The organism is Stenotrophomonas sp. 86428_Sma (assembly GCF_056481585.1).
The window spans coordinates 1,964,211-1,986,354 of sequence record NZ_CM151156.1; the positions used below are offsets into that span (position 1 = coordinate 1,964,211).

Consider the following 22,144-nt stretch of genomic DNA (forward strand, 5'->3'; position numbering starts at 1 on the left):
CCGTGAAAGGGCCGAAGCGCCGCCCAACCAAAGGACCAACAATGAACCTGCTTGCCTTCCTGATTCCCGCCGCCCACGCCCAGGCCGCCGGCGGCCAACCGCAGGGCATGGGCCTGACCACGCTGCTGTTCCCGGTCATCCTGATCGCCATCATGTACTTCCTGATGATCCGCCCGCAGATGAAGCGGCAGAAGGAGCACAAGGCCATGCTGGAGAAGATCAAGCGTGGCGACGAAGTGCTGACCAACGGCGGCATCGCCGGCATCGTCACCGACATCGGCGACAACTTCATCACCATTGAAGTGGCGGACAACGTGCGCATCCGCGTGCAGAAGGGCGCTGTCGGCAACGTGCTGCCGGCCGGTACCCTGAAGTCGGCCCAGTAAGCCACTCCCTTTCCGATGCACAACCGCGGCGCCGGGGATGGCGCCGCGCGGGACCCAAGCAATGCTCGAATTTCCACGCTGGAAGTACGTCGTCATCCTGATCGTACTGGCGCTCAGCGCGCTGTACGCGCTGCCCAACATCTACCAGAAGGACCCGGCCCTCCAGATCACCGCCAACCGTGGCGGCCAGATCGACGATGCGCTGCGTGACCGTGTGCTGGCCGACCTGAAGACGGCCGGTGTCACCACCATCGGTGTCGAGAAGGAAGGGGAAAGCCTGATTGTCCGCCTGCCGGACCTGAAGGCGCAGTCCGCTGCCAGCGACGCCCTGCGTGACACCATCGGCGAGAAGTACACCGTGGCCCTGAACCTGGCCTCGACCGTGCCGGACTGGCTGGCCAACCTCGGCGGTCGCCCGATGGTGCTGGGCCTGGACCTTCAGGGTGGCGTGCACTTCGTGCTGCAGGTCGACCAGAAGGCCGCCCTGGACAAGCGCCTGGACGCCTACACAGAAGACGTGCGCAGCACGCTGCGTGACGCCCGCATTCCGTACCAGTCGGTGGAACGCCGCGCTGACAACAGCATCGTGGCGAACCTGAGCCCGTCCGCCGGTGACGACGCCGCGCAGCGTGCCCGCACTGCCCTGGTGAAGGCGCAGCCGACCCTCGGCTACGACGTCAGTGGCAATCGCATCACGGTGACCGTGCCGGAAACCGAGATCACCCAGATCGCCAACGGCGCCATCGAGCAGAACATCAATACCCTGCGCAACCGCGTGAACCAGCTCGGCGTGTCCGAGCCGATCATCCAGCGACAGGGTGCCGACCGCGTGGTGGTGCAGCTGCCGGGCGTGCAGGACACCGCCGAAGCCAAGCGCATGATCGGCGCCACCGCTACCCTCGAGTACCGCGCGGTGGTTGACGGCAATGCACAGGACGCCATCAACTCCGGGCGCATTCCGCCGGAAGCGAAGGTCTACCAGCGTCGTGATGGCGGTGGTCCGGTCCTGCTGAACAAGCGCGTGATCGTCACCGGTGACCAGATGGTCGGCGCGCAGGCGGTGACCGATTCGAACAGCGGCTCTCCGGCGGTCAGCGTGACGCTGAACAATGTCGGCGGCCAGCGCATGTTCGACTTCACCAGCGCCAACGTGAACAAGCCGATGGCGGTGGTCTACACCGAGCGCGTGCCGACCGTGACCGTCGTCGACGGCCAGGAAGTGCGTGGCTTCAAGGTCAACGAGGAAGTGATCTCGGTGGCCAACATCAACGGCGTGTTCGGCAAGAACTTCCAGACCACCGGCCTGCAGAAGAAGGAAGCCGAGGACCTGGCCAAGCTGCTCAAGTCCGGCTCGCTGGCCGCGCCGATGGACTTCGTCGAAGAGCGCGTGGTCGGCCCGAGCCTGGGTGCCGAGAACGTCAAGAACGGTATGCGCGCGGTGGTGTTCGCGTTCCTGTTCACCCTGGTGTTCTTCAGCGTCTACTACCGCATGTTCGGTGTGATCACCTCGATCGCGATGCTGTTCAACCTGCTGATCGTGGTGGCGGTGATGTCGCTGTTCGGCGCGACCATGACCCTGCCGGGCTTCGCCGGCCTGGCGTTGTCGGTCGGCCTGTCGGTGGACGCCAACGTGCTGATCAACGAGCGTATCCGTGAAGAGCTGCGTGCCGGCGTGCCGGGCAAGACCGCGATCGTGACCGGTTACGAGCGTGCCTCGGGCACCATCCTCGACGCCAACCTGACCGGCCTGATCGTCGGTGTGGCGCTGTTCGCATTCGGTACCGGTCCGCTGAAGGGCTTCGCGCTGACCATGATCATCGGTATTTTCGCCTCCATGTTCACCGCGATCACCGTGTCGCGTGCGCTGGCGACGCTGATCTACGGCCGCCGCAAGAAGCTCCAGAACGTGGCCATCTGACGGGACGACACGCACATGAAACTGTTTCCGCTGCACATCCTCCCGAACGACACCAAGATCGACTTCATGCGCTGGCGCCATGTCGCGATGGTCGTCACGGTCATCGTGTTCCTGGCCTCGGTTGCCATCATCGGCTTCAAGGGCTTCAACTACGCCCTGGACTTCACCGGCGGCACCCTGATCGAAGCCCGCTTCGACAAGGCGGTGGACGTCGAGCAGGTCCGTACCAAGCTCGAGGAAAGTGGCTTCGACGGTGCCCAGGTGCAGAGCGTCGGTGGCAACACCGATCTGCTGATCCGCCTGGCCCCGCACGGTGAGCACGCTGCCGGTACCGGTGACGCCGCGCACGAGGACAAGGCCACCGCCGCCGCCGTGGTGAAGGCCCTGTCCACCGCCGACAACCAGGCCACCGTGCTCCGCAACGAGTTCGTGGGCCCGCAGATCGGCAAGGACCTGGCGATGAATGGCCTGTACGCCACCATCTTCATGCTGGCCGGCTTCTTGATCTACATCGCGGTGCGCTTCGAATGGAAGTTCGCGGTCACCGCCAGCATCGTGGCGATGTTCGATCTGATCGTGACGGTCGCTTACGTGTCCCTGCTGGGCCGTGAGTTCGACCTGACCGTGCTGGCCGGCCTGCTGTCGGTGATGGGCTTTGCGATCAACGATCTGATCGTGGTCTTCGACCGCGTCCGCGAGAACTTCCGCAGCCTGCGCGTGGACTCGATGGAAGTGCTGAACCGTTCGATCAACCAGACGCTGTCGCGTACGGTGATCACCGCGGTGATGTTCTTCCTGTCGGCGCTGGCCCTGTACATGTACGGCGGCAGCTCGATGGAAGGCTTGGCCGAGACGCACATGATCGGTGCGGTGATCGTGGTGCTGTCCTCGATCCTGGTGGCGGTGCCGATGCTGACGATCGGTTTCCTGCGCGTCAGCAAGCAGGACCTGCTGCCGAAGGCGAAGGACATCGAGGCCCTGGCCCGTCGCCCGTAAGCACCCGCTGCATGCAGCACACAGAGAACCCCGCGCAAGCGGGGTTTTTTGTTGGCAGGGCTGGTACGCGTCATCGCATGCGCGCTGTCGCTCCCACGCTTCGCTGCGCGAACCGTGGGCCCCACTTACCAGCTCCCAGACCCCCGCCGCTTCGCGGCCGCCCCCTGACTCAGGGGGCTCTGCCCCAGACCGGTTCCGCGCGGCTGTTGGTAGGTGTCGACCTTGGTCGACACATCTGTCAGATATTGAATGAGTTCATCCATGTCGACCAAGGTCGACACCTACCAGAGCAGGATGCCGCTCCAACAGATCGCGGAAATCTGTCGAAGGCGGGGTGGGTCCGGTTGCGGGGGTGTCCGCGGCATGGATGCCGCGGCCAAGCCTCCATGGACGGATTTACGGCGTCCCCCGCAACCGGACCCACCCCGCCAACCCACAGGAACCCAGCTTTTGAAGTTGCTCCGGCTCCGGCCGTTGCTCCGGCCTCTGCGGGTGCAGGGTGCAACCCTGCAGAACAAACCCCACCCTACGCCGCCGTCGGTTGTGCAATCTTCCCCCGCGCACTACGATCCTGCGGTTCGCGCGCGCAGGCGCGCGCCCGTATTCCTGCTGAGCGCCCCGCGCGCCGCATCTGCCAACCCGAGGTATCCATGGTCATCAAACCGCGCGTCCGCGGCTTCATCTGCGTCACCACCCACCCGACCGGCTGCGAAGCCGCGGTCAAGCAGCAGATCGACTACATCCGCGCGCGCCCGCCGATCCAGAACGGCCCCAAGCGCGTGCTGGTCATTGGTGCCTCCACCGGCTACGGCCTGGCTGCACGCATCACCGCCGCCTTCGGCAGCGGTGCCGCCACCCTCGGCATCTTCTTCGAGCGCCCGGGCACCGAATCCAAGCCGGGCACGGCCGGCTGGTACAACTCGGCCGCGTTCCACAAGTACGCAGACGAAGCCGGCCTGTACGCCAAGAGCATCAACGGCGATGCCTTCTCAGATGAAGTGAAGGCCAGGACCATCGAGATGATCAAGGCCGATCTGGGCCAGGTCGACCAGGTCGTCTACAGCCTGGCCGCGCCGCGCCGCAAGCATCCGAAGACCGGCGAGATCATCAGCTCCACGTTGAAGCCGATCGGTGAGCCGATCACCCTGCGTGGCCTGGATACCGACAAGGAAGTGCTGACCGAGACCCACCTGCAGCCGGCCACCCCGGAAGAAATCGCCGGTACCGTTGCGGTGATGGGCGGTGAGGACTGGCAGATGTGGATCGATGCGCTGGCCGATGCCGGCGTGCTGGCCAACGGCTGCACCACCACCGCCTTCACCTACGTGGGCGAAGAGATCACCCAGGCGATCTACTGGAACGGCTCCATCGGCGCCGCCAAGAAGGACCTGGACACCAAGGTGCTGGGCCTGCGCGAAAAGCTGGCGAAAATCGGCGGCGACGCGCGCGTGTCGGTGCTGAAGGCGGTAGTCACCCAGGCCAGCTCGGCCATTCCGACCATGCCGCTGTACCTGTCGCTGCTGTTCAAGGTGATGAAGGAAAAGGGCACCCACGAAGGCTGCATCGAACAGCTGGATGTGCTGTACGACATCCTCTACGGCGGCAAGGCCGACGGCGTGGCGATCGATCGCCTGCGCCACGATCTGGTCGATGGCGATGGCCACACCGTTGCGCTGGTCGATGAGGAAGGCCGCCTGCGTGCCGATTACAAGGAAATGGCGGCGGACGTGCAGGGCAAGGTGGTCGCGCTGTGGCCGCAGGTGACCAACGAGAACCTGTACGAGATCAGTGACCTGGCCGGCTACAAGGCCGACTTCCTGCGCCTGTTCGGCTTTGGCGTGGAAGGTGTCGACTACGAGGCCGACGTCAATCCGGATGTGAAGATCGACAACCTGGTCGACATGACCTGATCAATGAAAAGGCCGGCGAAAGCCGGCTTTTTCGCATGGGCCATGCCCGGCGACGCCGGGTCACCCGAACTCGAACCCCATCTCCGGCAGCGCCGGGCCGACGAAGTCGCCCTGCACGTAGTCCACGCCGGCACTGAACAGCAGCGTCATCGAATTGGCATCGCTGACAAACTCGGCGATGGTGCGGATGCCGGCTTCCTGCGCGCGCGCGGTGATCTGGCTGATGCGGTCGATGTTCTCGCGGGTAGCCGCCAGGTCACCGGTGAAGCCGCGGTCCAGCTTGAGGAACTGCGGCTGGAAGTGGGCCAGCAGCTGGAACGAATCCAGCCCCGAACCGAACTGCTCCAGGCCGATGCGGCAGCCCAGCGGTGCTACTTCGGCAAGGAACTGCTGTGCACTGCGCAGGTGAGTGAACACCTTCGCTTCCGGCGCATGCAGCCACAGCCGTTCGCCGGGTACACCCTGAGCCTGCAGCTCGCGGCGCAGGGTAGCGATCATTGGCGGGTCGTCGAACGATTCCGGCGTCACTTTCACCAGCATCTGCGTGGCATGGCCTTCGCGTGCACGCTGGCCCAGCACCGCGATGGCCCGTGACACCACCCAGCGGTTGATGTCGGCCAGCAGGCCGTGCTCCTCCGCGATACCGAGGAACGCGGTCGGACTCAGCAGTTCGCCGTTGTGCTCCAGGCGCAGGTAGGCCTCATACAGCTCCAGCGACTCGCCCTGCAGGTTCAGCACCGGCTGGTAGTGCAGCTGGAAGCCGTCACCGGCCAGCGCTTCACGGATACGGGCGACCCAGCGCAGCACGCGTTCTTCCTCCACGCGGTCGGCGGCGGCCGGGTCGAAGATGCGGCAGGTGTTGCCCAGTTCTGCGGCGGCCTGCGTGCATTCGCTGGCGCGTGCCAGCACCTGGCCGATACTGGCGATCTTCTCGCCCACCTGCACGCCACCGATGCTGACCGTTACCGTGGCCGAGCGTGCGCCGATGCTGAAGACGTGCGCGGCGTAGGCTTCGCGGATGCGCTCGGCCAGTGCCACGGTCTGCGCATAGGGCCCGGCCTGCAGCACGGCGAAATTGTGCTCGCCGAAGCGGGCCAGCTGTGCGTCTTCGCCAACGACTTCGGCCAGCAGCGCGGCGAGCGCGCCGATCAGGGTGTCGGCCGAGGCCAGGCCAATGTCCGGCAGCAGGCGCGCGTAGTGGTCCGGCTCGATCAGCAGCAGGCCGAACTGGCCTTCGCTGCGCCCGGCCTGGGCCACCGCGCTTTCCAGCTGCAGCATGAAGGTCGGGCGATTGAGCAGGCCGGTGACCTGGTCGCGCTGGCGCAGGTCCTCGACCTCACGTGCCAGCTCGGGGTCGAATTCCATGCGGCGGCGGAGCACCACCTGCAGGCAGGATTCGCCTTCGTAGGTGGCAGCGGCAAACTCCATCGTCGCCGGGAACGCGCTGCCATCCTCGTGGCGCGCGTCGAGCTGGTACTGCGGCGGCGGCGCCTCGCCACGGCTCAGCCCCTTCAGCAGCTGCTTGAAGCCCTCCACGTGCTGGGCGGCGACCATGTCCAGCAGCGAGATGCCTTCGATGTCGTCGAAATGCTCGTAACCGAACATCTCCAGATAGGCATCGTTGGCGCGGATGTGCATGCCTTCATGCACATAAGCGATGGGGTCGCGCGAGGAGGCGATCAACGCATCGCAGCGGCGCTCGGTTTCGCGCATCTGTGCTTCGATGCGGCGCAGGCCGCGACGCGCCTGCAGGTCCACCCACTGGTCGCGGACCACGGCGAGCAGATGCTCCGGACGTTGGCGCAGGGCGAGGGCGCGGATGCCGTGGCTGCTGGCCTGCACCAGTTCGTCTTCGTCGATGCGCTCGGCCAGCAGCACCAGCGGAATATCCTTGCCGCTGGCAGCAATATGCTGGGCCACCAGTGGCAGCGGGATGCCCTGGGAGGGCGAAGCCAGCACCAGGTCGATGGCCTGGCTGGCCAGCACCTGGGCCAGCTCGGCTGCATCCTGCGGACGCCACGGGCGTACCGCGATGCCGCTGTTGCGCAGCGTGCTGACGATGGCTTCGGCATTCTCGCCGCTGTCATCGACGATCAGCAGGCGGATGGTGATGTCGTTCGCGTTCTGCATGCACTGCTCCCCAATCTGCAAATCTAGATACACGATGCGCGGCGAACCGTCCATGCGCGCACCCCTTGCACGCATTGAACGGCGATGTGGTTCACACCACGCCACCGGCCGCGTGGCCGCTGGCCCAGGCCCACTGGAAGTTGTAGCCGCCCAGCCAGCCGGTCACATCCAGCACCTCGCCGACGAAATGCAGGCCGGGCACGCGCTTGGATTCCATCGTCGAGGACGAGACCTCGGCAGTATCCACACCGCCCAGGGTGACCTCGGCGGTGCGGTAGCCCTCGGTGCCGCTGGCCACCAGCGGGAATGCGCCCAGCAGCTGCGCAGCCTGGCGCAGCACCGGCTCGTCCAGCTGGCGCACGGGGCGGTCGGGCAGCCAGTGCTCGCACAGGCGCTGCGCCAGCCGCTTCGGCAGTACCTCGCCCAGCACAGTACGCAGCTCGGCGGCGGGGCGGTCGCGCTTCATCTGGCGCAGCCACTCGGCGGCATCCTGGCCGGGCAGCAGGTCCAGCTCCAGCGCATCGCCGGGCTGCCAGAACGAAGAAATCTGCAGGATGGCCGGGCCGCTTACGCCACGGTGGGTCAGCAGCATGAAGTTCTGGAAGCTCCTGCCGTTGCAGCGCGCCTCGATCGGCAGCGCGACGCCGCTGAGGTCGGCCAACCGTTCCTGGTGCTTGCCGCTGAGCGTCAGCGGCACCAGCCCGGCGCGGGTCGGCAGCACCTGGTGGCCGAACTGTCGGGCCACTTCATAGCCGAAGCCGGTGGCGCCCATGCTGGGAATGGACAGGCCGCCGGTGGCCACCACCAGCGAGGCGCAATGGAACAGGCCCTGCGTGGTGTGCACGCGGAATCCATCGCTGCCATGCTCGATGCGCTGCACGCTGCAGTCGGTACGCACCTGCACGCCTGCCGCCTGGCATTCGTCCACCAGCATCTTCACGATCTGCTTGGACGAGACATCGCAGAACAACTGGCCCAGCTCTTTTTCGTGATACGCGATGCCGTGCTTGCTGACCAGCTCGATGAAGTGCCAGGGCGTGTAGCGCGCCAGTGCCGACTTGCAGAAGTGCGGGTTGGCCGACAGGAAGTTGGCCGGGGTGGTGCCGGTGTTGGTGAAGTTGCAGCGGCCACCGCCGGACATCAGGATCTTCTTGCCAACCTTGTTGGCATGGTCGATCACCTGCACCTGGCGGCCGCGCTGGCCAGCCGTGATCGCGGTCATCAGCCCGGCCGCACCGGCGCCGATGACCACCACGTCGCAACGGATCGTGCTCATGCCTTGGCGCGCTTGCGCCAGTTCGGGACCACGTCGAGCTGCATCTGATCGTTGAGCAGCTGCACTTCACCGTCCTGGATCAGCACGCTCCAGCGCATCGCGCGCTGGATCTGCTGGCCCCACAGTTCGACGAAGGCACCATCGAGGTCAACCACCGACAGGTTGTCGAAGCGCGCCAGGCCCTTGCCCTGCTTGCCCCACCAGATCTCCGAGGCGTTGCCGCCGTAATTGACCACCTGCACCTGGCGGCTGCGGTTGCTGGCCTTGCGGATGCGGGATTCGTCGGGATGGCCCAGGTCGATCCATTGCAGGATGTCGCCGGTGTAGTCGTGTTCCCACAGGTCCGGCTCATCGTCGGTACTCAGGCCGCGGCCGAATTCCAGGCGGTCGCCGGCGTTCAGCGCGAAGGCGAGCAGGCGCACCATCAATCGTTCGTCGGTCTCGGACGGGTGCTGGGCCAGGGTCAGGTTGTGGGTCGCGTAGTAGCCGCGATCCATGTCGCTGATCTGCAGTTCGGCCTTGCGGATGGTGGCAGTAAGAGCCATGGGGGATCCGTGGACTAAAGACGTCAATGATAGAGGTTTGCTCCATGGGTGTCCGTTGCCGGGCTGTCTGTGCAGCGTCAACGGTGGCACGCTTGCCGCTCTTTCCCGCGGCCGGAATGGACGCCATGACCCTGCCCAGCCATCTGCAGCTGCCCCCCGGCCACTGGCCCAGCCTGCTCGACGGCCTGTGCGCGCGTTTCCCGCGCATCGGTCGCGCGCAATGGCAGGACCGCTTCGCCCGAGGCCGTGTGCAGGATGCGCAGGGCAGGGCACTGGCGCCGGACATGCCCTGGCAGGTGGGGCTTGAGATCCAGTACTTCCGCGAGGTTGCCGACGAGCCGGTGATTCCCTTCGCCGAGACCATCCTGCATCTGGATGCGCACCTGCTGGTGGCCGACAAGCCGCACTTCCTGCCGGTAACGCCGGCCGGTGGGTATGTGCGCGAAACCCTGCTGTCGCGCCTGGTCGCACGCACCGGCAACACCGAACTGGCGCCGTTGCACCGCCTGGACCGGCTGACCGCCGGCCTGGTGCTGTTCTCGACCCAGGCGGCCACGCGTGATGCCTATCAGCGGCTGTTCCGCGAGCGGCGCATCGAGAAGACCTATGAGGCGCTTGCACCGGCGCTGCCCGGGCTGGCGTTTCCGTTGCAGCGGGACAGTCGTCTGGTGCCGGGGGAGCCGTTCTTCCGCATGGCCGAAGTGCCGGGCGAGCCCAATGCCCGCAGCCGGATCGAGCTGATCGAGGCCGAGGGGCCGGTCTGGCGCTACCGGTTGCGGCCGGAAACCGGCCGCAAGCACCAGCTGCGCGTGCATATGGCGATGCTGGGCGCCCCCATCGAGGGCGATGACCTGTATCCGCAGTTGATGCTGCGCCCGGATGAAACGGTCGAGGCGCCCCTGCAGCTGCTGGCGCAGGGGCTGGCCTTCGACGATCCATTGAGCGGGGAGCCCAGGCGGTTCAGCAGCCAGCGCCGCCTGTGCCTGCCGGGCCAGAGCGGGTAGGGCCGTTCAACGAACCGGGCGCCGCGCCAGCCAGCGGTCCAGCTCGGCGGCGAACAGCTGCCGGTCGCGCGGGCCCAGCGGCGGCGGGGCCCCCGGTCTGCACCCCGGCGCCGCGCAGCTCTTCCATGAAATTGCGCATCGACAGCCGCTCGGCCATGTTGTTCGGGGTGTACAGCTGGCCACGCGGGTTCAGCGCCACCGCCTTCTTTTCCAGCACCAGTGCGGCCAGCGGGATGTCCTGGGTGACCACCAGGTCACCGGCGGCGACCCGCTCGACGATGGCGCTGTCGGCCACGTCCAGGCCCTGGGGGACCTGGATCGAGCGCAGCCAACGTGAGGGCGGGGTCCGGATCCACTGGTTGGCGACCAGGGTCAGCTCGATCCCAACGCGTTCAGCGGCACGGAACAGGATGTCGCGAATGACGGCGGGGCAGGCGTCCGCGTCTACCCAGATGCGTGGGAGAGCGGGTTCAGCTTGGGTTTCAGCTTCAGTCATTTACCCAGTGTAGGGTAGGAAAATCCTGAATGGGGACTCGGAGTTAGCCTCGATCGGCTGCCAGCCCTTGTCACGTCTAGCGGGCGGGGTCTGCCCATGAACGTCCGGGCTATCGCTTTTTGCAGAAAACACGCGTATCGTTCGTCCCACTGTGTTTGCTAGGGTCACCGTGAATCGTGGCCTGGTGCAGTTGATCTCACGATCCGCTCATCGATCCGCTTTACCAACGCCTGCAACTCAGTCTCGGCCCCGATACCCGGTGGCTGCGATTTTTTCAACATGTGTTTCAGGAGTTAGTCAAATGTCTGATCGTCAGACCGGCACCGTCAAGTGGTTCAACGACGCCAAGGGCTTCGGCTTCATCACCCCGGAAAGCGGCCCGGACCTGTTTGTGCACTTCCGTGCCATCCAGGGCACCGGCTTCAAGACCCTGCAGGAAGGCCAGAAGGTTACCTTCATCGCCGTCCAGGGTCAGAAGGGTATGCAGGCTGACCAGGTGCAGGCGGTCTAATCCGTCTGCTACCGTTTGGTAGCCAGAACGCCGGAAGCGAAAGCTTCCGGCGTTTTTTATTGCCCGCTGTTTTGTAGAGTCGGGTTTGCTCGACCGCGTTTGAAAGCAGTCGAGCAAGCCCGACTCTACAAAAGGCATGCAGCCGGGCGGGCTAAGATCAGATGCATCCTCCCATCGCGGAACCGTCCATGCGCATCGTCCACCACCTGGAAAACTCCCGTTCCCTGCGCGTGCTGTGGATGCTGGAGGAGCTGGGGCTGGACTACGAACTGCGCCGTTATCCGCGTGATCCGAAGACGCTGCTGGCGCCGCCGGAACTGCGCAACGTGCATCCGCTGGGCAAGTCGCCGGTGCTGCAGGATGGCGAACTGGTACTGGCCGAGTCCGGGGCGATCCTCGACTACCTCGCTGACCGTTACGACACCCAGCGCCAGCTGTCGCCGTCACCGATGCCGGCCGACGGAGCTGAACGCATCGCCTACCGCTACTGGCTGCACTATGCCGAAGGTTCGGCGATGCCGCCGCTGCTGCTGACCCTGGTGATCGGTCGCATCCGCAGCGCACCGATGCCGTTCTTCGCGCGCCCGATCGCACGCAGCATCGCCGACAAGGCCGAGCGCGGCTTCATCGGTCCGCAGCGGCGCCTGCACCTGGACTGGATGGAGCGCCGCCTGGCCGAAAGCCCGTGGTTTGCTGGCGAGCGCTTCAGTGCGGCCGACATCCAGATGAGCTTCCCGATCCAGGCCGCTGCCGCGCGCGGTGGTGGCCTCGACGACAAGCCGGCACTGCGTGGCTTCCTCAAGCGTATCGGTGAGCGCCCGGCCTACCAGCGTGCCGAGGCCCACGGCGGCCACCTGCAGGCGCTCAGCGGCAATTGAGGAGGGCGGCCGTCGCCCCCATCTTCAGCACCATGGATACCGACAGCCCCCGTTTCGACAACCGCCTGCTGCATACCCTGCCGGGCGACCCCGAATCCGGCCCGCGCAGGCGTGAAGTGCTGGGCGCGGCCTGGTCGCCAGTGATGCCGACCCCGGTGACGGCGCCCACACTGTTGGCCTGGGCGCCGGACGTGGCCGAAATGCTTGGCTTCGATACCGCTGAGGTCGAGAGCGAAGGCTTCGCCCGTGTATTCGGTGGCAACGCACTGTATGCAGGCATGCAGCCATGGGCGGCCAACTACGGTGGCCATCAGTTCGGCCATTGGGCCGGCCAGCTCGGCGACGGCCGTGCGATCTCGCTGGGTGAACTGGTCGCGCCGGATGGCCGCCACTGGGAGCTGCAGCTGAAGGGGGCCGGCCCCACGCCTTACTCGCGCGGCGCCGATGGGCGCGCAGTGCTGCGCTCATCGATCCGCGAATTCCTGTGCAGCGAAGCGATGCACCATCTGGGGGTGCCGACCACGCGCGCGTTGTCGCTGGTCGGTACCGGCGACGACGTGGTGCGTGACATGTTCTACGACGGCCACCCGTGCGCGGAGCCGGGTGCCATCGTGTGCCGGGTATCGCCGTCGTTCCTGCGCTTTGGTTCCTTCGAGCTTCCGGCATCGCGCGGGGAAACTGCCTTGCTGCAGCAGCTGGTTGATGCCTGCATCGCCCGCGATTTCCCCGAACTGCGAGGGCAGGGCGAGGCGCTGTATGGCGACTGGTTCGCACAAATCGCGGTGCGAACCGCCGAGATGATCGCGCACTGGATGCGCGTGGGTTTCGTGCATGGCGTGATGAACACCGACAACCTGTCCGTGCTCGGCCTCACGCTTGACTACGGCCCTTACGGCTGGGTCGAGGATTTCGATCCGGACTGGACGCCGAACACCACCGACGCGCAGGGCCGCCGTTATCGCTTCGGTACCCAGCCGCAGGTGGCGTACTGGAATCTGAGCCGATTGGCCCAGGCGTTGTCGCCGTTGTTCGCCGATGTGGCGCCGCTGCAGGCCGGTCTGGCGGCCTACCAGTCCACCTTCGTGGCCTGCACCCGTCGCGATGCTGCAGCCAAGCTGGGCCTGGCCGCTGCCGACGATGACGACCTGCAGCTCTACCTGCGCTGGCAGCAGTTGATGCAGGACGGTGCCATGGACATGACCCTGGCCTGGCGCGCGCTGATGCGCCTCGATCCGGCGACACCGGATGCGGCGCTGCTGGACGCGGTGTACTACGACGAGGCGCGCCAGCAGGCGGTGCAGGCACCGTTGCAGCAGTGGCTGCAGGACTACGCGGCACGGTTGCAGGCCGATCCGCTGTCGGCCACTGAGCGCATGGCGAAGATGGTCGCGGCCAATCCGCTGTACGTGCTGCGCAACTGGTTGGCGCAGGAAGCCATCGATCGTGCAGAGCAGGGCGACCTCGGTGGCGTTCACGCACTGCAGGACGTGCTGCGTGATCCGTACACCGAGCGTGCCGGGCTGGAGCATTTCGCCGGCAAGCGCCCGGCGTGGGCCGACAACCGCGCCGGCTGCTCGATGCTGTCCTGCAGCTCCTGAGGGTGGGTTTCGGCAGGGCTGCGCCCTGCACCCGCAGAGGCCAGATCAAAAGCCAAGGCAAGAGCTGGCTTCCGTGGTTTGGCGGGGTGGTGTCGGAGTGCGGGGACGCCGCAAGTACGTCCCTGTAGGCTTGGCAGCCGCATCCATGCGGCTGACACCCCGCACTCCGACACCGCCCCACCTCTGACAGATTCCGGCGGCTGTTGGTAGGTGTCGACCTTGGTCGACACGGTAGATCCACGCCATGCGTGGATGCTCTTCTTTCAATCTTCGAAATATTCGACTTCGATAGAGATCCATCCACGCATCGCATGGATCAACAGATCGCAGAAGTCTGTCGAAGACGGGGTGGGTCCGGTTGCGGGAGTGTCCGCGGCATGGATGCCGCGGCCAAGCCCCCATGGTGAAGTGACCCCCGGGAGTTGGACACCAGATCCAACCCCGAGGGATACATGAACAAATACGACGCGCGTTTCAAACTGCAGGTCGCCAAAGAGGCCTGCAAGACCTCCACATCGGTCAAAGCCATTGCCCGTCGCCACGGCCTGGAGTTCTCCACGGTCAGGCGCTGGGTGGCGACCTATCGGCTGCATGGTTGGCGGGGATTTCATCGCCAGGCCCGGTCCTATGACCTCCCGTTCAAGCTGGCTGTCCTGGAGAAGATGAGCCAGGACGGCCTGTCCGGGCGGGAGGCCACCACCTACTTTCAAATTGGCGATGCCGGCGCGGTGGGACGATGGCGGCGCCTGTATGCTCAAGGCGGTGCCCAAGCGTTGGCACCCCCTCCGCCGCCGCCCCGAAAGCCGATGAAAAAGACCCGTTCGTCCAAGCCACCTGAGGATATGAGCCGCGATGAGCTGCTCAAGGAAGTCGCCTATCTGCGTGCGGAGACCGACTACCTAAAAAAACTCGATGCCTTGATCCGGGAAGAGCAGGCGGCGCAGGACGCAAAGCGCAAGCCGTCCAAGGATTGAGGCAGGTTCATACGCTGTCGCTTCTGCTCGAAGCAGCTGAGCTGTCACGCAGTACGTTCTATTACCAGAACCATGTCCTGGCCCATCCGGATCAGGATGAGGCAGCCCTGTGCGAGCGCATCCGTGCAATCTACGATCAAAGCCAAGGGCGCTATGGCTATCGCACGGTGACGCTGGAATTAGCCAATCAGGGTCATCGGACCAATCACAAGCGGGTTCAGCGCCTGATGGGGGAGATGGGACTGAAATCGCGGGTGCGTGTGAAGCGCTACCAGGCCTTCAAGGGGGCGGCCAATGTTGTGGTTGGCAATGACCTCAATCGCCAGTTCCATGCCGAGCGCCCCAACCAGAAATGGGTGACTGACGTGACCGAGTTCAAGGTGCAGGGCATGAAGCTGTACCTGTCGCCGATCATGGACCTCTACAACGGCGAAATCGTGGCTTATCAGATCAAGCGTCGGCCCGTATTTGATCTGGTGGGCCAAATGCTGGAGGAGGCCATCAAGAAGCTTTCCCCGGATGAGCGCCCCATGATCCACTCCGACCAGGGCTGGCAGTACCAGCATGAAAACTACCGGCATATGCTGGAAAAGCACTCGTTGAAGCAAAGCATGTCCCGGCGCGGCAACTGCCTGGACAATGCGGCGATGGAGAGCTTCTTTGGGACGCTGAAGTCGGAATTCTTCTACCTGAACAGCTTTGACAGCATCGAGAGTCTGGAAGCTGGGCTGGTGGAATACATCCAGTACTACAACGAAGAACGCATCAAACTGAAACTGAAAGGTCTGAGCCCGATAAAGTACCGGGAGCAGGCCCAATCGGCCGCCTGACCCCGTCCAAGTCTCGGGGGTCACTTCATGGACGGGTTTACGGCGTCTCCCGCAACCGGACCCACCCCGCCATCTCTCGGAATGCGGCTTTTGCTTTCGCTTTTGCTTGCGCGGTGGCCTCTGCAGGTGCCGGGCGCAGCCCGGCCGATACCCCCCAACAGGCAGGCGACGCCCGGAACAGGTACCCTATGCCGCCATCAGATAGCCAACGTGACATGACCGACGCCATCGTCGCTCCGCAGTGGGCCTCCCGCCTGCGCGACATCGCCGACTTCCCCAAGCCCGGCATCCTCTTCAAGGACATCATGCCGCTGCTCGCCCACGGCGAGGACTTCCGCGGTGCCATCACCGCGATGGCCGACCGTTGGCGCGACCAGAAGCTGGACGCGGTGATCGGCATCGAATCGCGTGGCTTCATCCTCGGTGCCGCTATGGCGCTGGAGCTGGGCGTCGGCTTCGTGCCGGTGCGTAAGCCGGGCAAGCTGCCGGGCCAGGTGCTGCGCGAGGAATACACGCTGGAATACCGCAGCGACTGCATCGAAGTGCACGCCGATGCGCTGTCGGCCGGTGCCCGCGTGGCGATCATCGACGACGTGCTGGCTACGGGCGGCACGCTGGTCGCCGCGTTGTCGCTGGTGCGCCGCCTGGGCGTTGACGTGGTCGGTGCCGGTGTACTGGTCGAACTGGATGGCCTCGGTGGTCGCGCCCGTTGGGAATCGGGCCTGCCGCTGCACACCGAACTGGTGTTCTGATCGAAGGGTGGGTGCCAACCAAGGTTGGCATCTACCAGAGCGAATGGCCTGGAGCCGGTAGTTGCCAACCTTGGGTGGCAGCGCCTTTCGCGACTGGCGCCACGGATGGGCCAACCAAGGTTGGCCGCTACCAGGTCAGGTCGTTGCCAACCGAGGTTGGCAACGCTGCTTCAATCACATCATCCGCACGCGGAAACGTCGGCCCTTGATCTTGCCGGCTTCCAGCTTGGCCACGGCCTTGTTGGCCTGCTCTCGCGCGATCGCCACATAGGAGCGGGTCGGGAAGATCGCAATCTTGCCGATGAACTTGCTCGACAGGCCGGCGTCGCCGGTCAGTGCACCGAGGATGTCGCCCGGGCGCAGCTTGTCGGTCTTGCCGCCGTCGATCCGCAGCGTGCGCATCGCGGCCTGCGGCAGCTCGGCCGGGCGCGAAGTCGCCAGCGGCGTCTTCTGCCAGTCCAGCGGCTGACCCATCTGCGCTTCGATGGCTTCGGCACGGGTCTTCTCGCGGCCGGCCACCAGGCTGATCGCCAGGCCGCTGGCACCGGCACGGCCAGTACGGCCCACGCGGTGCTGGTAGCTCTCCACGTCGGTCGGCAGCTCGTAGTTGATTACCGCCGCCAGCTCTTCCACGTCCAGGCCGCGTGCGGCCACATCGCTGGCCACCAGTACGTTGCAGCTGCGGTTGGCCAGCAGCAACAACACTTCCTCGCGGTCGCGCTGCTCCATGTCGCCGTGCAGGGCCAGTGCGGAGAAGCCGAACTGCTGCAGCGAGTTGGCCACTTCGTCCACGTCCTTGCGGGTGTTGCAGAACACCACCGCCGATTCCGGCGTGTACTTCAGCAGCAGGCCAGCCAGCGCCTTCTGGCGGTGCGCCGGTTCCACCTCGCAGAACAGGTGGCGGATGGCTGGGGCCTGGTCGGCGCCTTCCACGGTCACTTCCACCGCGTCGCGCAGCAGGTCACGCGCCATGGTGCGGATGCTGTCTGGGAAGGTGGCCGAGAACAGCAGGCTCTGGCGATCCTTGTGGGTGCGGCCGGCGATCTCGCGGATCGGCTCCTCGAAGCCCATGTCGAGCATGCGGTCGGCTTCGTCCAGCACCAGCGTGCGCACCGCGCCAAGATTCAGCGCGCGCTTGCGTGCAAGCTCCTGCACACGGCCGGGCGTGCCGACCACCACGTGTGGGTCATGGCCTTCCAGCGAGGCCAGCTGCGGACCCAGCGGCACACCGCCGACCAGCAGCAGCAGCTTCAGGTTGGGAATGCCGGTGGCCAGCTTGCGGATCTGCTTGCCGACCTGGTCGGCCAGTTCGCGGGTCGGGCACAGCACCAGCGCCTGCACACGGATCAGGCTGGGGTCGATGGCCTGCAGCAGGCCCAGGCCGAAGGCGGCGGTCTTGCCGCTGCCGGTCGGCGCCTGTGCGATCACATCGCGGCCATCCAGGATGGCCGGCAGGCTCTGCGCCTGCACGGGGGTGAGGGTGGTGTAGCCGAGGGCATCCAGGCCGGGCTGCAGGGCCGGGCTCAGCGGCAGGGTCGAGAAGTCAGTCATGGCGCATTGTACCCGTCCGCGCGGCCGGCCCCGTCCTGGGGCCTTCATCCATGTGGGTGCCGACCTTGGTCGGCACGCTCCCGCTCAGCCCAGCACCGCCAGCACACCCTGGTGGATCGCCAGCCCGCCGAACAGCAGCCACGCAAACAGGATCAGCGCCAGCAGCAGCGGCTTCAGTCCGGCCTGGCGCAGCGCCGAAACGTGGGTGGTCAGGCCGAGCGCGGCCATCGCCATCGCCAGCAGCACGGTGTCCAGCTGCACCAGCCCCGCCTGCAGGCTGGCCGGCAGCAGATGCAGCGAGTTGAAACCGGCCACCGCCACGAAACCGAACGCGAACCACGGCACCACGATGCGCGCCTTACTGCCGTCGGCGCCGGCCTTGCCGCCACGCGCCAGCCACAGCGACAGCGCGACCAGGAACGGCGCCAGCAGCATCACCCGCACCATCTTGGTGATCACTGCCGTATCAGCTGCCGCTTCGTTGACCGCGCGGCCGGCCGCCACCACCTGTGCCACTTCATGCACCGTCGCACCGGTGAACAGGCCGTACTGTCGCGCGTCCATCGCCAGCCAGCCGTGCGACTGCACCAGTGCATACAGGGCGGGATACAGGAACATTGCCAGCGTGCCGAACACCACCACCGTCGACACCGCCACCGTGACCTGTGCCGCGCGGCCACGCACCACCGGTTCGGCGGCCATCACCGCCGCCGCGCCGCAGATCGCGCTGCCGGCACCGATCAGCATCGCCGCCTCGCGTTCCATCTTGAACACGCGCATGCCCAGCCAGCAGGCCAGGCCGAAAGTGCTGGCGACCACCAGCACGTCCATCAGCACGCCGCTGACGCCGACATGGCCGATGTCCTGGAAGGTCAGGCGCAGGCCGTACAGCACGATGCCGGCGCGTAGCAGCCAATGCTTGGAGAAACCGACGCCGGCCGCGCTGCTTGGCGCGAGCCGCGGGTAGAGGGTGTTGCCGACCACGATGCCGGCGACGATGGCGACGGTCAGTGCACTCAGGCCATGCGCCTGCAACCAGGGAAGCTCGGCCAGGTACAGCGACGCCGCCGCGATCAGGCCCACCAGCAGAAGGCCGGGCAGACGCGGCTGCCAGCGTTGGCGCAGGGCGGGCAGGGACCAGGAGGAGAGAGCGGGGGCGTTCATGGCAGGGGCAGGGCTGGAGGGATGGGGCAAGCGTGCGCCTGCTTGATCGACCTGTAAAACGAATAATATGGGTGAAACCTACCTATCAAGCGGGTAACAGCCATGCGCCTCACCTTGCGCCAGCTTCAGGTCTTCGTCGCCATCGCCGATCACGGCAGCACCACCGCCGCCGGCCAGGCCATTGCGCTTTCGCAGTCGGCCAGCAGCGCCGCCCTGCAGGAGCTGGAAGCGCACTTCTGCACGCCCCTGTTCGACCGCATCGGCCGCCGCCTGGCGCTGAACGGCCACGGCCGCGCCCTGTTGGAACCCGCGCGCACGCTGCTGGTCAACGCCGCCGACCTCGAGCGCCAGCTCGCCGCCGGCGGTGACCCGTCGCAGGGCGCGCCACTGCGGCTGGTGCTGGCCGCCAGCACCACCATCGGCAATTACCTGCTACCGCCGCGCATTGCCGAACTGCTGCGGCAGGCGCCGCAGGCGGAAGTCGACCTGCGCATCGACAACAGTGCCGGCGTGGTCGCCGCCGTGCAGCGACTGGACGTGGACGCCGGCCTGATCGAAGGCCCGTGCCACGAGCGCGGCCTGCAGGTCACGGCCTGGCAGCAGGACCCGCTGGTGATTGTGGCGGCCGCCGAGGCCCCCGCACGCTGGTCGCTGGATGAACTTCGCGGCGCACGCTGGCTGCTGCGCGAGCCGGGCTCCGGTACCCGCGAAGCGGTGGAACAGGCGCTGCTGCCGCACCTGCGCGGCTTCGCCCAGACCCTGCAGCTGGGCAATACCGAAGCGATCAAGCAGGCCGCCATCGCCGGTCTTGGCCTGGCCTGTCTTTCCCGTCATGCGCTGGAAGAGCCGCTGGCCCTCGGTCGCCTGCGCGTGCTCGAGACTCCGCTGCCTCCGCTGCAGCGCACCCTGTGGCTGGTACGGCATCCCGGCAAGCAGTGGCTGCCGGGGCTGCAGGCGTTGCTGGGGGAGGTGGGGTAATCCATCAGAACCCCAGTTGATTCCATCCATCGACAGGCCTTGCAGCGCTCATCCACGCATGGCGTGGATCTACCGTGCCGACCAAGGTCGACACCCACCAGAGCAGAATGCCGTTCCGACAGATCGCGGGATCCACTCCGCCATCCCGCAGGAAACCCGCTTTTGACGTTGCCGTTGAGGTTGCCGGCCAGCGGCCGGCACTACCGCGGGTGCCGGGTGCAACCCGGCCGACGCCCCCAACCCGTACAATATCCGGATGCCTCTGATTACTCTGCAGAACGTCGACTTCAGCGTCGGCGGCCCGTTGTTGCTGGAAAAGGCCGAACTGTCGATCGAGCCGGGCGAACGCATCGCCCTGATCGGCCGCAACGGCGCCGGCAAATCCACCCTGCTCAAGCTGCTGTCCGGCGACCACAAGCCCGATGACGGCGAAGTCCGCGTGCAGCAGGGCGTGCGTGTCACCCGCCTGGAGCAGGAAGTGCCGCACGGCGCCGCCGGTTCGGTGTTCGATGTCGTGGCCGACGGCCTCGGCGAACTGGGCCAGTGGCTGGCCGAGTTCCACCACCTCAGCCATGCCGAAGTGTTCGATGGCGAAGCGCTCGGCAACGTGCAGGCCAAGATCGACGCCGCCAACGGCTGGGGCCTGGACCAGCGCGTCAGCGAAACCCTGACCAAGCTCGACCTGGACGGCGAGGCCGAGTTCGGTCGTCTGTCCGGCGGTATGAAGCGCCGCGTGCTGCTGGCCCGTGCGCTGGTGTCCAGCCCGGATGTGTTGCTGCTGGACGAACCGACCAACCACCTGGACATCGAAGCCATCGACTGGCTGGAAGCGTTCCTGAAGGGCTGGAGCGGCAGCGTGGTGTTCGTCACCCATGACCGTCGTTTCCTGCGTGCGCTGGCCACCCGCATCGTCGAGATCGATCGCGGCCAGGTCACCAGCTGGCCGGGCGACTGGGCCAACTACGAGCGCCGCCGCGAGGAACGCCTCAATGCGCAGGCGCAGGAAAACGCCCGCTTCGACAAGCTGCTGGCGCAGGAAGAAGTCTGGATCCGCCAGGGCATCAAGGCGCGCCGTACCCGTGATGAAGGCCGCGTACGTCGCCTGAAGGCGATGCGCACCGAACGCTCGCAGCGCCGCGACCTCAGCGGCAACGTCAAGATGGAAGCCGCGCAGGGCGTCAGCTCCGGCAAGAAGGTCATCGACGTCAAGGACATTTCGTTCGCCTTCGGCGAGCGCACCATGGTCCGCGATTTCACCACCACCATCCTGCGTGGCGACCGCATCGGCCTGATCGGTCCCAACGGCAGCGGCAAGACCACGCTGCTGAAGCTGCTGCTGGGCGAACTGCAGCCGGCCAAGGGCGAGGTCAACGCGGGCACCAATCTGCAGATCGCCTATTTCGACCAGTACCGCGCGGTACTGCGCGAAGACTGGAGCGCGATCGAGAACGTCGCCGAAGGCCGCGATTTCCTCGAATTCAACGGCAAGCGCAAGCATGTGCATGCCTACCTGCAGGACTTCATGTTCACGCCGGAGCGCGCGCGTGCGCCGATCACCCGCCTGTCTGGCGGTGAGCGCAACCGCCTGCTGCTGGCCAAGCTGTTCGCGCAGCCGTCCAACCTGCTGGTGATGGACGAACCGACCAACGACCTGGACGTGGAAACCCTGGAGCTGCTGGAAGAGCTGCTGGGCGAGTACACCGGCACGCTGCTGCTGGTCAGCCATGACCGTGACTTCATTGACAACGTGGTGACCTCCACGCTGGTGATGGAAGGCGATGGCGTGATCGGTGAGTACGTCGGTGGTTACAGCGACTGGCAGCGCTATGCGGCCAGTCTGGCGACGCCTGCTGCGGCCCCGGCAGCCAAGCCGGCGGTCGCTGCACCGGCCGCCACGGCCGCTGCTCCGGCTGCGCCCAAGCGCAAGCTGGCCTACAAGGAAGCGCGCGAGCTGGAGCAGCTGCCGAAGACCATCGAGAAGCTGGAAGGCGATGTCGAAGGGCTGACCTCGGCGATGAACGACCCGTCGTTCTACACCCGCAGCAGTGCCGAAGTAACCGCGCACACCCAGCAGCTGGCCAAGGTGCAGGCCGAGCTGGATGCCGCGTACGCGCGCTGGGAAGAGCTGGAAGGCTGAGCTGAGCGTCCGCCGGCGCTGCCGGTGAACTCAGTAGATCCACGCCATGCGTGGATATCGGGATCCGTGCGGACCAACGGTCCGCACCTACCGAAGCCGGTTACGCCTCC

General features: G+C 66.1%; 17 protein-coding genes and 1 pseudogene. 12 read left to right on the forward strand and 6 right to left on the reverse strand.

All coding sequences use genetic code 11. The features are described from left to right. Positions 1-41: 41 nt before the first annotated feature. The 4 genes from yajC to fabV all read left to right on the forward strand — a co-directional run bounded on the left by yajC (position 42) and on the right by fabV (position 5,210). A complete protein-coding gene (gene yajC / locus ACZK3J_RS09110) occupies positions 42-386 on the forward strand; it encodes a preprotein translocase subunit YajC (protein ID WP_005409257.1) in 345 nt (114 codons plus the stop codon). 61 nt (positions 387-447) lie between these two features. After that, the gene (gene secD, locus ACZK3J_RS09115) at positions 448-2,304 is read left to right on the forward strand and encodes a protein translocase subunit SecD (protein ID WP_277778588.1); all 1,857 of its coding nucleotides are present in this window, start codon (positions 448-450) and stop codon (positions 2,302-2,304) included. A 15-nt stretch (positions 2,305-2,319) separates the two neighbouring features. Next, positions 2,320-3,300: a protein translocase subunit SecF gene (gene secF / locus ACZK3J_RS09120; protein WP_071228983.1), complete on the forward strand. Its 981-nt coding sequence runs from the start codon at positions 2,320-2,322 to the stop codon at positions 3,298-3,300. A gap of 650 nt (positions 3,301-3,950) precedes the next feature. Beyond that, positions 3,951-5,210 (forward strand): enoyl-ACP reductase FabV, encoded by a 1,260-nt coding sequence (gene fabV / locus ACZK3J_RS09125; RefSeq protein WP_164139171.1) that lies wholly within the window; start codon positions 3,951-3,953, stop codon positions 5,208-5,210. A 60-nt stretch (positions 5,211-5,270) separates the two neighbouring features. Here fabV and ACZK3J_RS09130 read toward each other — a convergent pair whose 3' ends face one another. From ACZK3J_RS09130 to ACZK3J_RS09140, 3 genes are all read right to left on the reverse strand, one after another. Continuing rightward, positions 5,271-7,340, reverse strand: a complete 2,070-nt coding sequence (locus tag ACZK3J_RS09130) for a GGDEF/EAL domain-containing response regulator (RefSeq protein WP_049461210.1) — start codon at positions 7,338-7,340, stop codon at positions 5,271-5,273. A 91-nt stretch (positions 7,341-7,431) separates the two neighbouring features. Further along, positions 7,432-8,616 (reverse strand): BaiN/RdsA family NAD(P)/FAD-dependent oxidoreductase, encoded by a 1,185-nt coding sequence (locus ACZK3J_RS09135; RefSeq protein ID WP_049461201.1) that lies wholly within the window; start codon positions 8,614-8,616, stop codon positions 7,432-7,434. Next, on the reverse strand, positions 8,613-9,161 hold the full coding sequence (locus ACZK3J_RS09140) for a YaeQ family protein (RefSeq protein ID WP_005409263.1): 549 nt from the start codon (positions 9,159-9,161) through the stop codon (positions 8,613-8,615). Before ACZK3J_RS09140 ends, ACZK3J_RS09135 begins: the two co-directional genes overlap by 4 nt. Before the next feature lie 125 nt (positions 9,162-9,286). On the opposite strand from ACZK3J_RS09140, the gene ACZK3J_RS09145 reads away from it, so the two are divergent. Next, on the forward strand, positions 9,287-10,165 hold the full coding sequence (locus ACZK3J_RS09145; RefSeq protein ID WP_049461203.1) for a pseudouridine synthase: 879 nt from the start codon (positions 9,287-9,289) through the stop codon (positions 10,163-10,165). 6 nt (positions 10,166-10,171) lie between these two features. Here the strand turns inward: ACZK3J_RS09145 and ACZK3J_RS09150 are convergent. Continuing rightward, positions 10,172-10,661 (reverse strand): annotated as a pseudogene (locus ACZK3J_RS09150) (YaiI/YqxD family protein). A 301-nt stretch (positions 10,662-10,962) separates the two neighbouring features. Here ACZK3J_RS09150 and ACZK3J_RS09155 point away from each other — a divergent pair. The 5 genes from ACZK3J_RS09155 to ACZK3J_RS09175 all read left to right on the forward strand — a co-directional run bounded on the left by ACZK3J_RS09155 (position 10,963) and on the right by ACZK3J_RS09175 (position 16,204). After that, on the forward strand, positions 10,963-11,172 hold the full coding sequence (locus ACZK3J_RS09155) for a cold-shock protein (RefSeq protein ID WP_004153307.1): 210 nt from the start codon (positions 10,963-10,965) through the stop codon (positions 11,170-11,172). 188 nt (positions 11,173-11,360) lie between these two features. Next, on the forward strand, positions 11,361-12,050 hold the full coding sequence (locus ACZK3J_RS09160) for a glutathione S-transferase family protein (RefSeq protein ID WP_049461212.1): 690 nt from the start codon (positions 11,361-11,363) through the stop codon (positions 12,048-12,050). 32 nt (positions 12,051-12,082) lie between these two features. Next, positions 12,083-13,648, forward strand: coding sequence for a protein adenylyltransferase SelO (locus tag ACZK3J_RS09165; RefSeq protein WP_478476786.1), 1,566 nt, complete (start codon positions 12,083-12,085; stop codon positions 13,646-13,648). Positions 13,649-14,100: 452 nt separating this feature from the next. Then, a protein-coding gene (locus ACZK3J_RS09170; RefSeq protein ID WP_329916253.1) for an IS3-like element ISStma2 family transposase occupies positions 14,101-15,452 on the forward strand; the annotation gives its coding sequence in 2 pieces (ribosomal slippage) (positions 14,101-14,548 and positions 14,548-15,452; 1,353 coding nt in all). 215 nt (positions 15,453-15,667) lie between these two features. Next, complete coding sequence (locus ACZK3J_RS09175) at positions 15,668-16,204, forward strand: adenine phosphoribosyltransferase (RefSeq protein WP_049461878.1); 537 nt, start codon at positions 15,668-15,670, stop codon at positions 16,202-16,204. A 174-nt stretch (positions 16,205-16,378) separates the two neighbouring features. Here the strand turns inward: ACZK3J_RS09175 and dbpA are convergent, their stop codons facing one another. Beyond that, positions 16,379-17,755 carry an ATP-dependent RNA helicase DbpA gene (gene dbpA / locus ACZK3J_RS09180; protein ID WP_049461879.1) on the reverse strand — a complete coding sequence of 459 codons (1,377 nt, stop codon included), beginning with the start codon at positions 17,753-17,755 and terminating at the stop codon, positions 16,379-16,381. Positions 17,756-17,839: 84 nt separating this feature from the next. Continuing rightward, the gene (locus tag ACZK3J_RS09185) at positions 17,840-18,919 is read right to left on the reverse strand and encodes a YeiH family protein (protein ID WP_049461880.1); all 1,080 of its coding nucleotides are present in this window, start codon (positions 18,917-18,919) and stop codon (positions 17,840-17,842) included. Positions 18,920-19,021: 102 nt separating this feature from the next. On the opposite strand from ACZK3J_RS09185, the gene ACZK3J_RS09190 reads away from it, so the two are divergent. Together ACZK3J_RS09190 and ACZK3J_RS09195 are read left to right on the forward strand one after the other, a co-directional pair. After that, a complete protein-coding gene (locus ACZK3J_RS09190; protein ID WP_049461881.1) occupies positions 19,022-19,897 on the forward strand; it encodes a LysR substrate-binding domain-containing protein in 876 nt (291 codons plus the stop codon). 256 nt (positions 19,898-20,153) lie between these two features. Next, on the forward strand, positions 20,154-22,034 hold the full coding sequence (locus tag ACZK3J_RS09195) for an ATP-binding cassette domain-containing protein (RefSeq protein WP_049461882.1): 1,881 nt from the start codon (positions 20,154-20,156) through the stop codon (positions 22,032-22,034). The last annotated feature ends 110 nt before the right edge of the window (positions 22,035-22,144 follow it).

Excerpts from the sequence above, each read along its gene's own strand:
- yajC (WP_005409257.1), top strand. The coding sequence starts at position 42 with ATGAACCTGCTTGCCTTCCTGATTCCCGCCGCCCACGCCCAGGCCGCC.
- secD (WP_277778588.1), top strand. The coding sequence starts at position 448 with ATGCTCGAATTTCCACGCTGGAAGTACGTCGTCATCCTGATCGTACTG.
- secF (WP_071228983.1), top strand. The coding sequence starts at position 2,320 with ATGAAACTGTTTCCGCTGCACATCCTCCCGAACGACACCAAGATCGAC.
- fabV (WP_164139171.1), top strand. The coding sequence starts at position 3,951 with ATGGTCATCAAACCGCGCGTCCGCGGCTTCATCTGCGTCACCACCCAC.
- ACZK3J_RS09130 (WP_049461210.1), bottom strand. The coding sequence starts at position 7,340 with ATGCAGAACGCGAACGACATCACCATCCGCCTGCTGATCGTCGATGAC.
- ACZK3J_RS09135 (WP_049461201.1), bottom strand. The coding sequence starts at position 8,616 with ATGAGCACGATCCGTTGCGACGTGGTGGTCATCGGCGCCGGTGCGGCC.
- ACZK3J_RS09140 (WP_005409263.1), bottom strand. The coding sequence starts at position 9,161 with ATGGCTCTTACTGCCACCATCCGCAAGGCCGAACTGCAGATCAGCGAC.
- ACZK3J_RS09145 (WP_049461203.1), top strand. The coding sequence starts at position 9,287 with ATGACCCTGCCCAGCCATCTGCAGCTGCCCCCCGGCCACTGGCCCAGC.
- ACZK3J_RS09155 (WP_004153307.1), top strand. The coding sequence starts at position 10,963 with ATGTCTGATCGTCAGACCGGCACCGTCAAGTGGTTCAACGACGCCAAG.
- ACZK3J_RS09160 (WP_049461212.1), top strand. The coding sequence starts at position 11,361 with ATGCGCATCGTCCACCACCTGGAAAACTCCCGTTCCCTGCGCGTGCTG.
- ACZK3J_RS09165 (WP_478476786.1), top strand. The coding sequence starts at position 12,083 with ATGGATACCGACAGCCCCCGTTTCGACAACCGCCTGCTGCATACCCTG.
- ACZK3J_RS09175 (WP_049461878.1), top strand. The coding sequence starts at position 15,668 with ATGACCGACGCCATCGTCGCTCCGCAGTGGGCCTCCCGCCTGCGCGAC.
- dbpA (WP_049461879.1), bottom strand. The coding sequence starts at position 17,755 with ATGACTGACTTCTCGACCCTGCCGCTGAGCCCGGCCCTGCAGCCCGGC.
- ACZK3J_RS09185 (WP_049461880.1), bottom strand. The coding sequence starts at position 18,919 with ATGAACGCCCCCGCTCTCTCCTCCTGGTCCCTGCCCGCCCTGCGCCAA.
- ACZK3J_RS09190 (WP_049461881.1), top strand. The coding sequence starts at position 19,022 with ATGCGCCTCACCTTGCGCCAGCTTCAGGTCTTCGTCGCCATCGCCGAT.
- ACZK3J_RS09195 (WP_049461882.1), top strand. The coding sequence starts at position 20,154 with ATGCCTCTGATTACTCTGCAGAACGTCGACTTCAGCGTCGGCGGCCCG.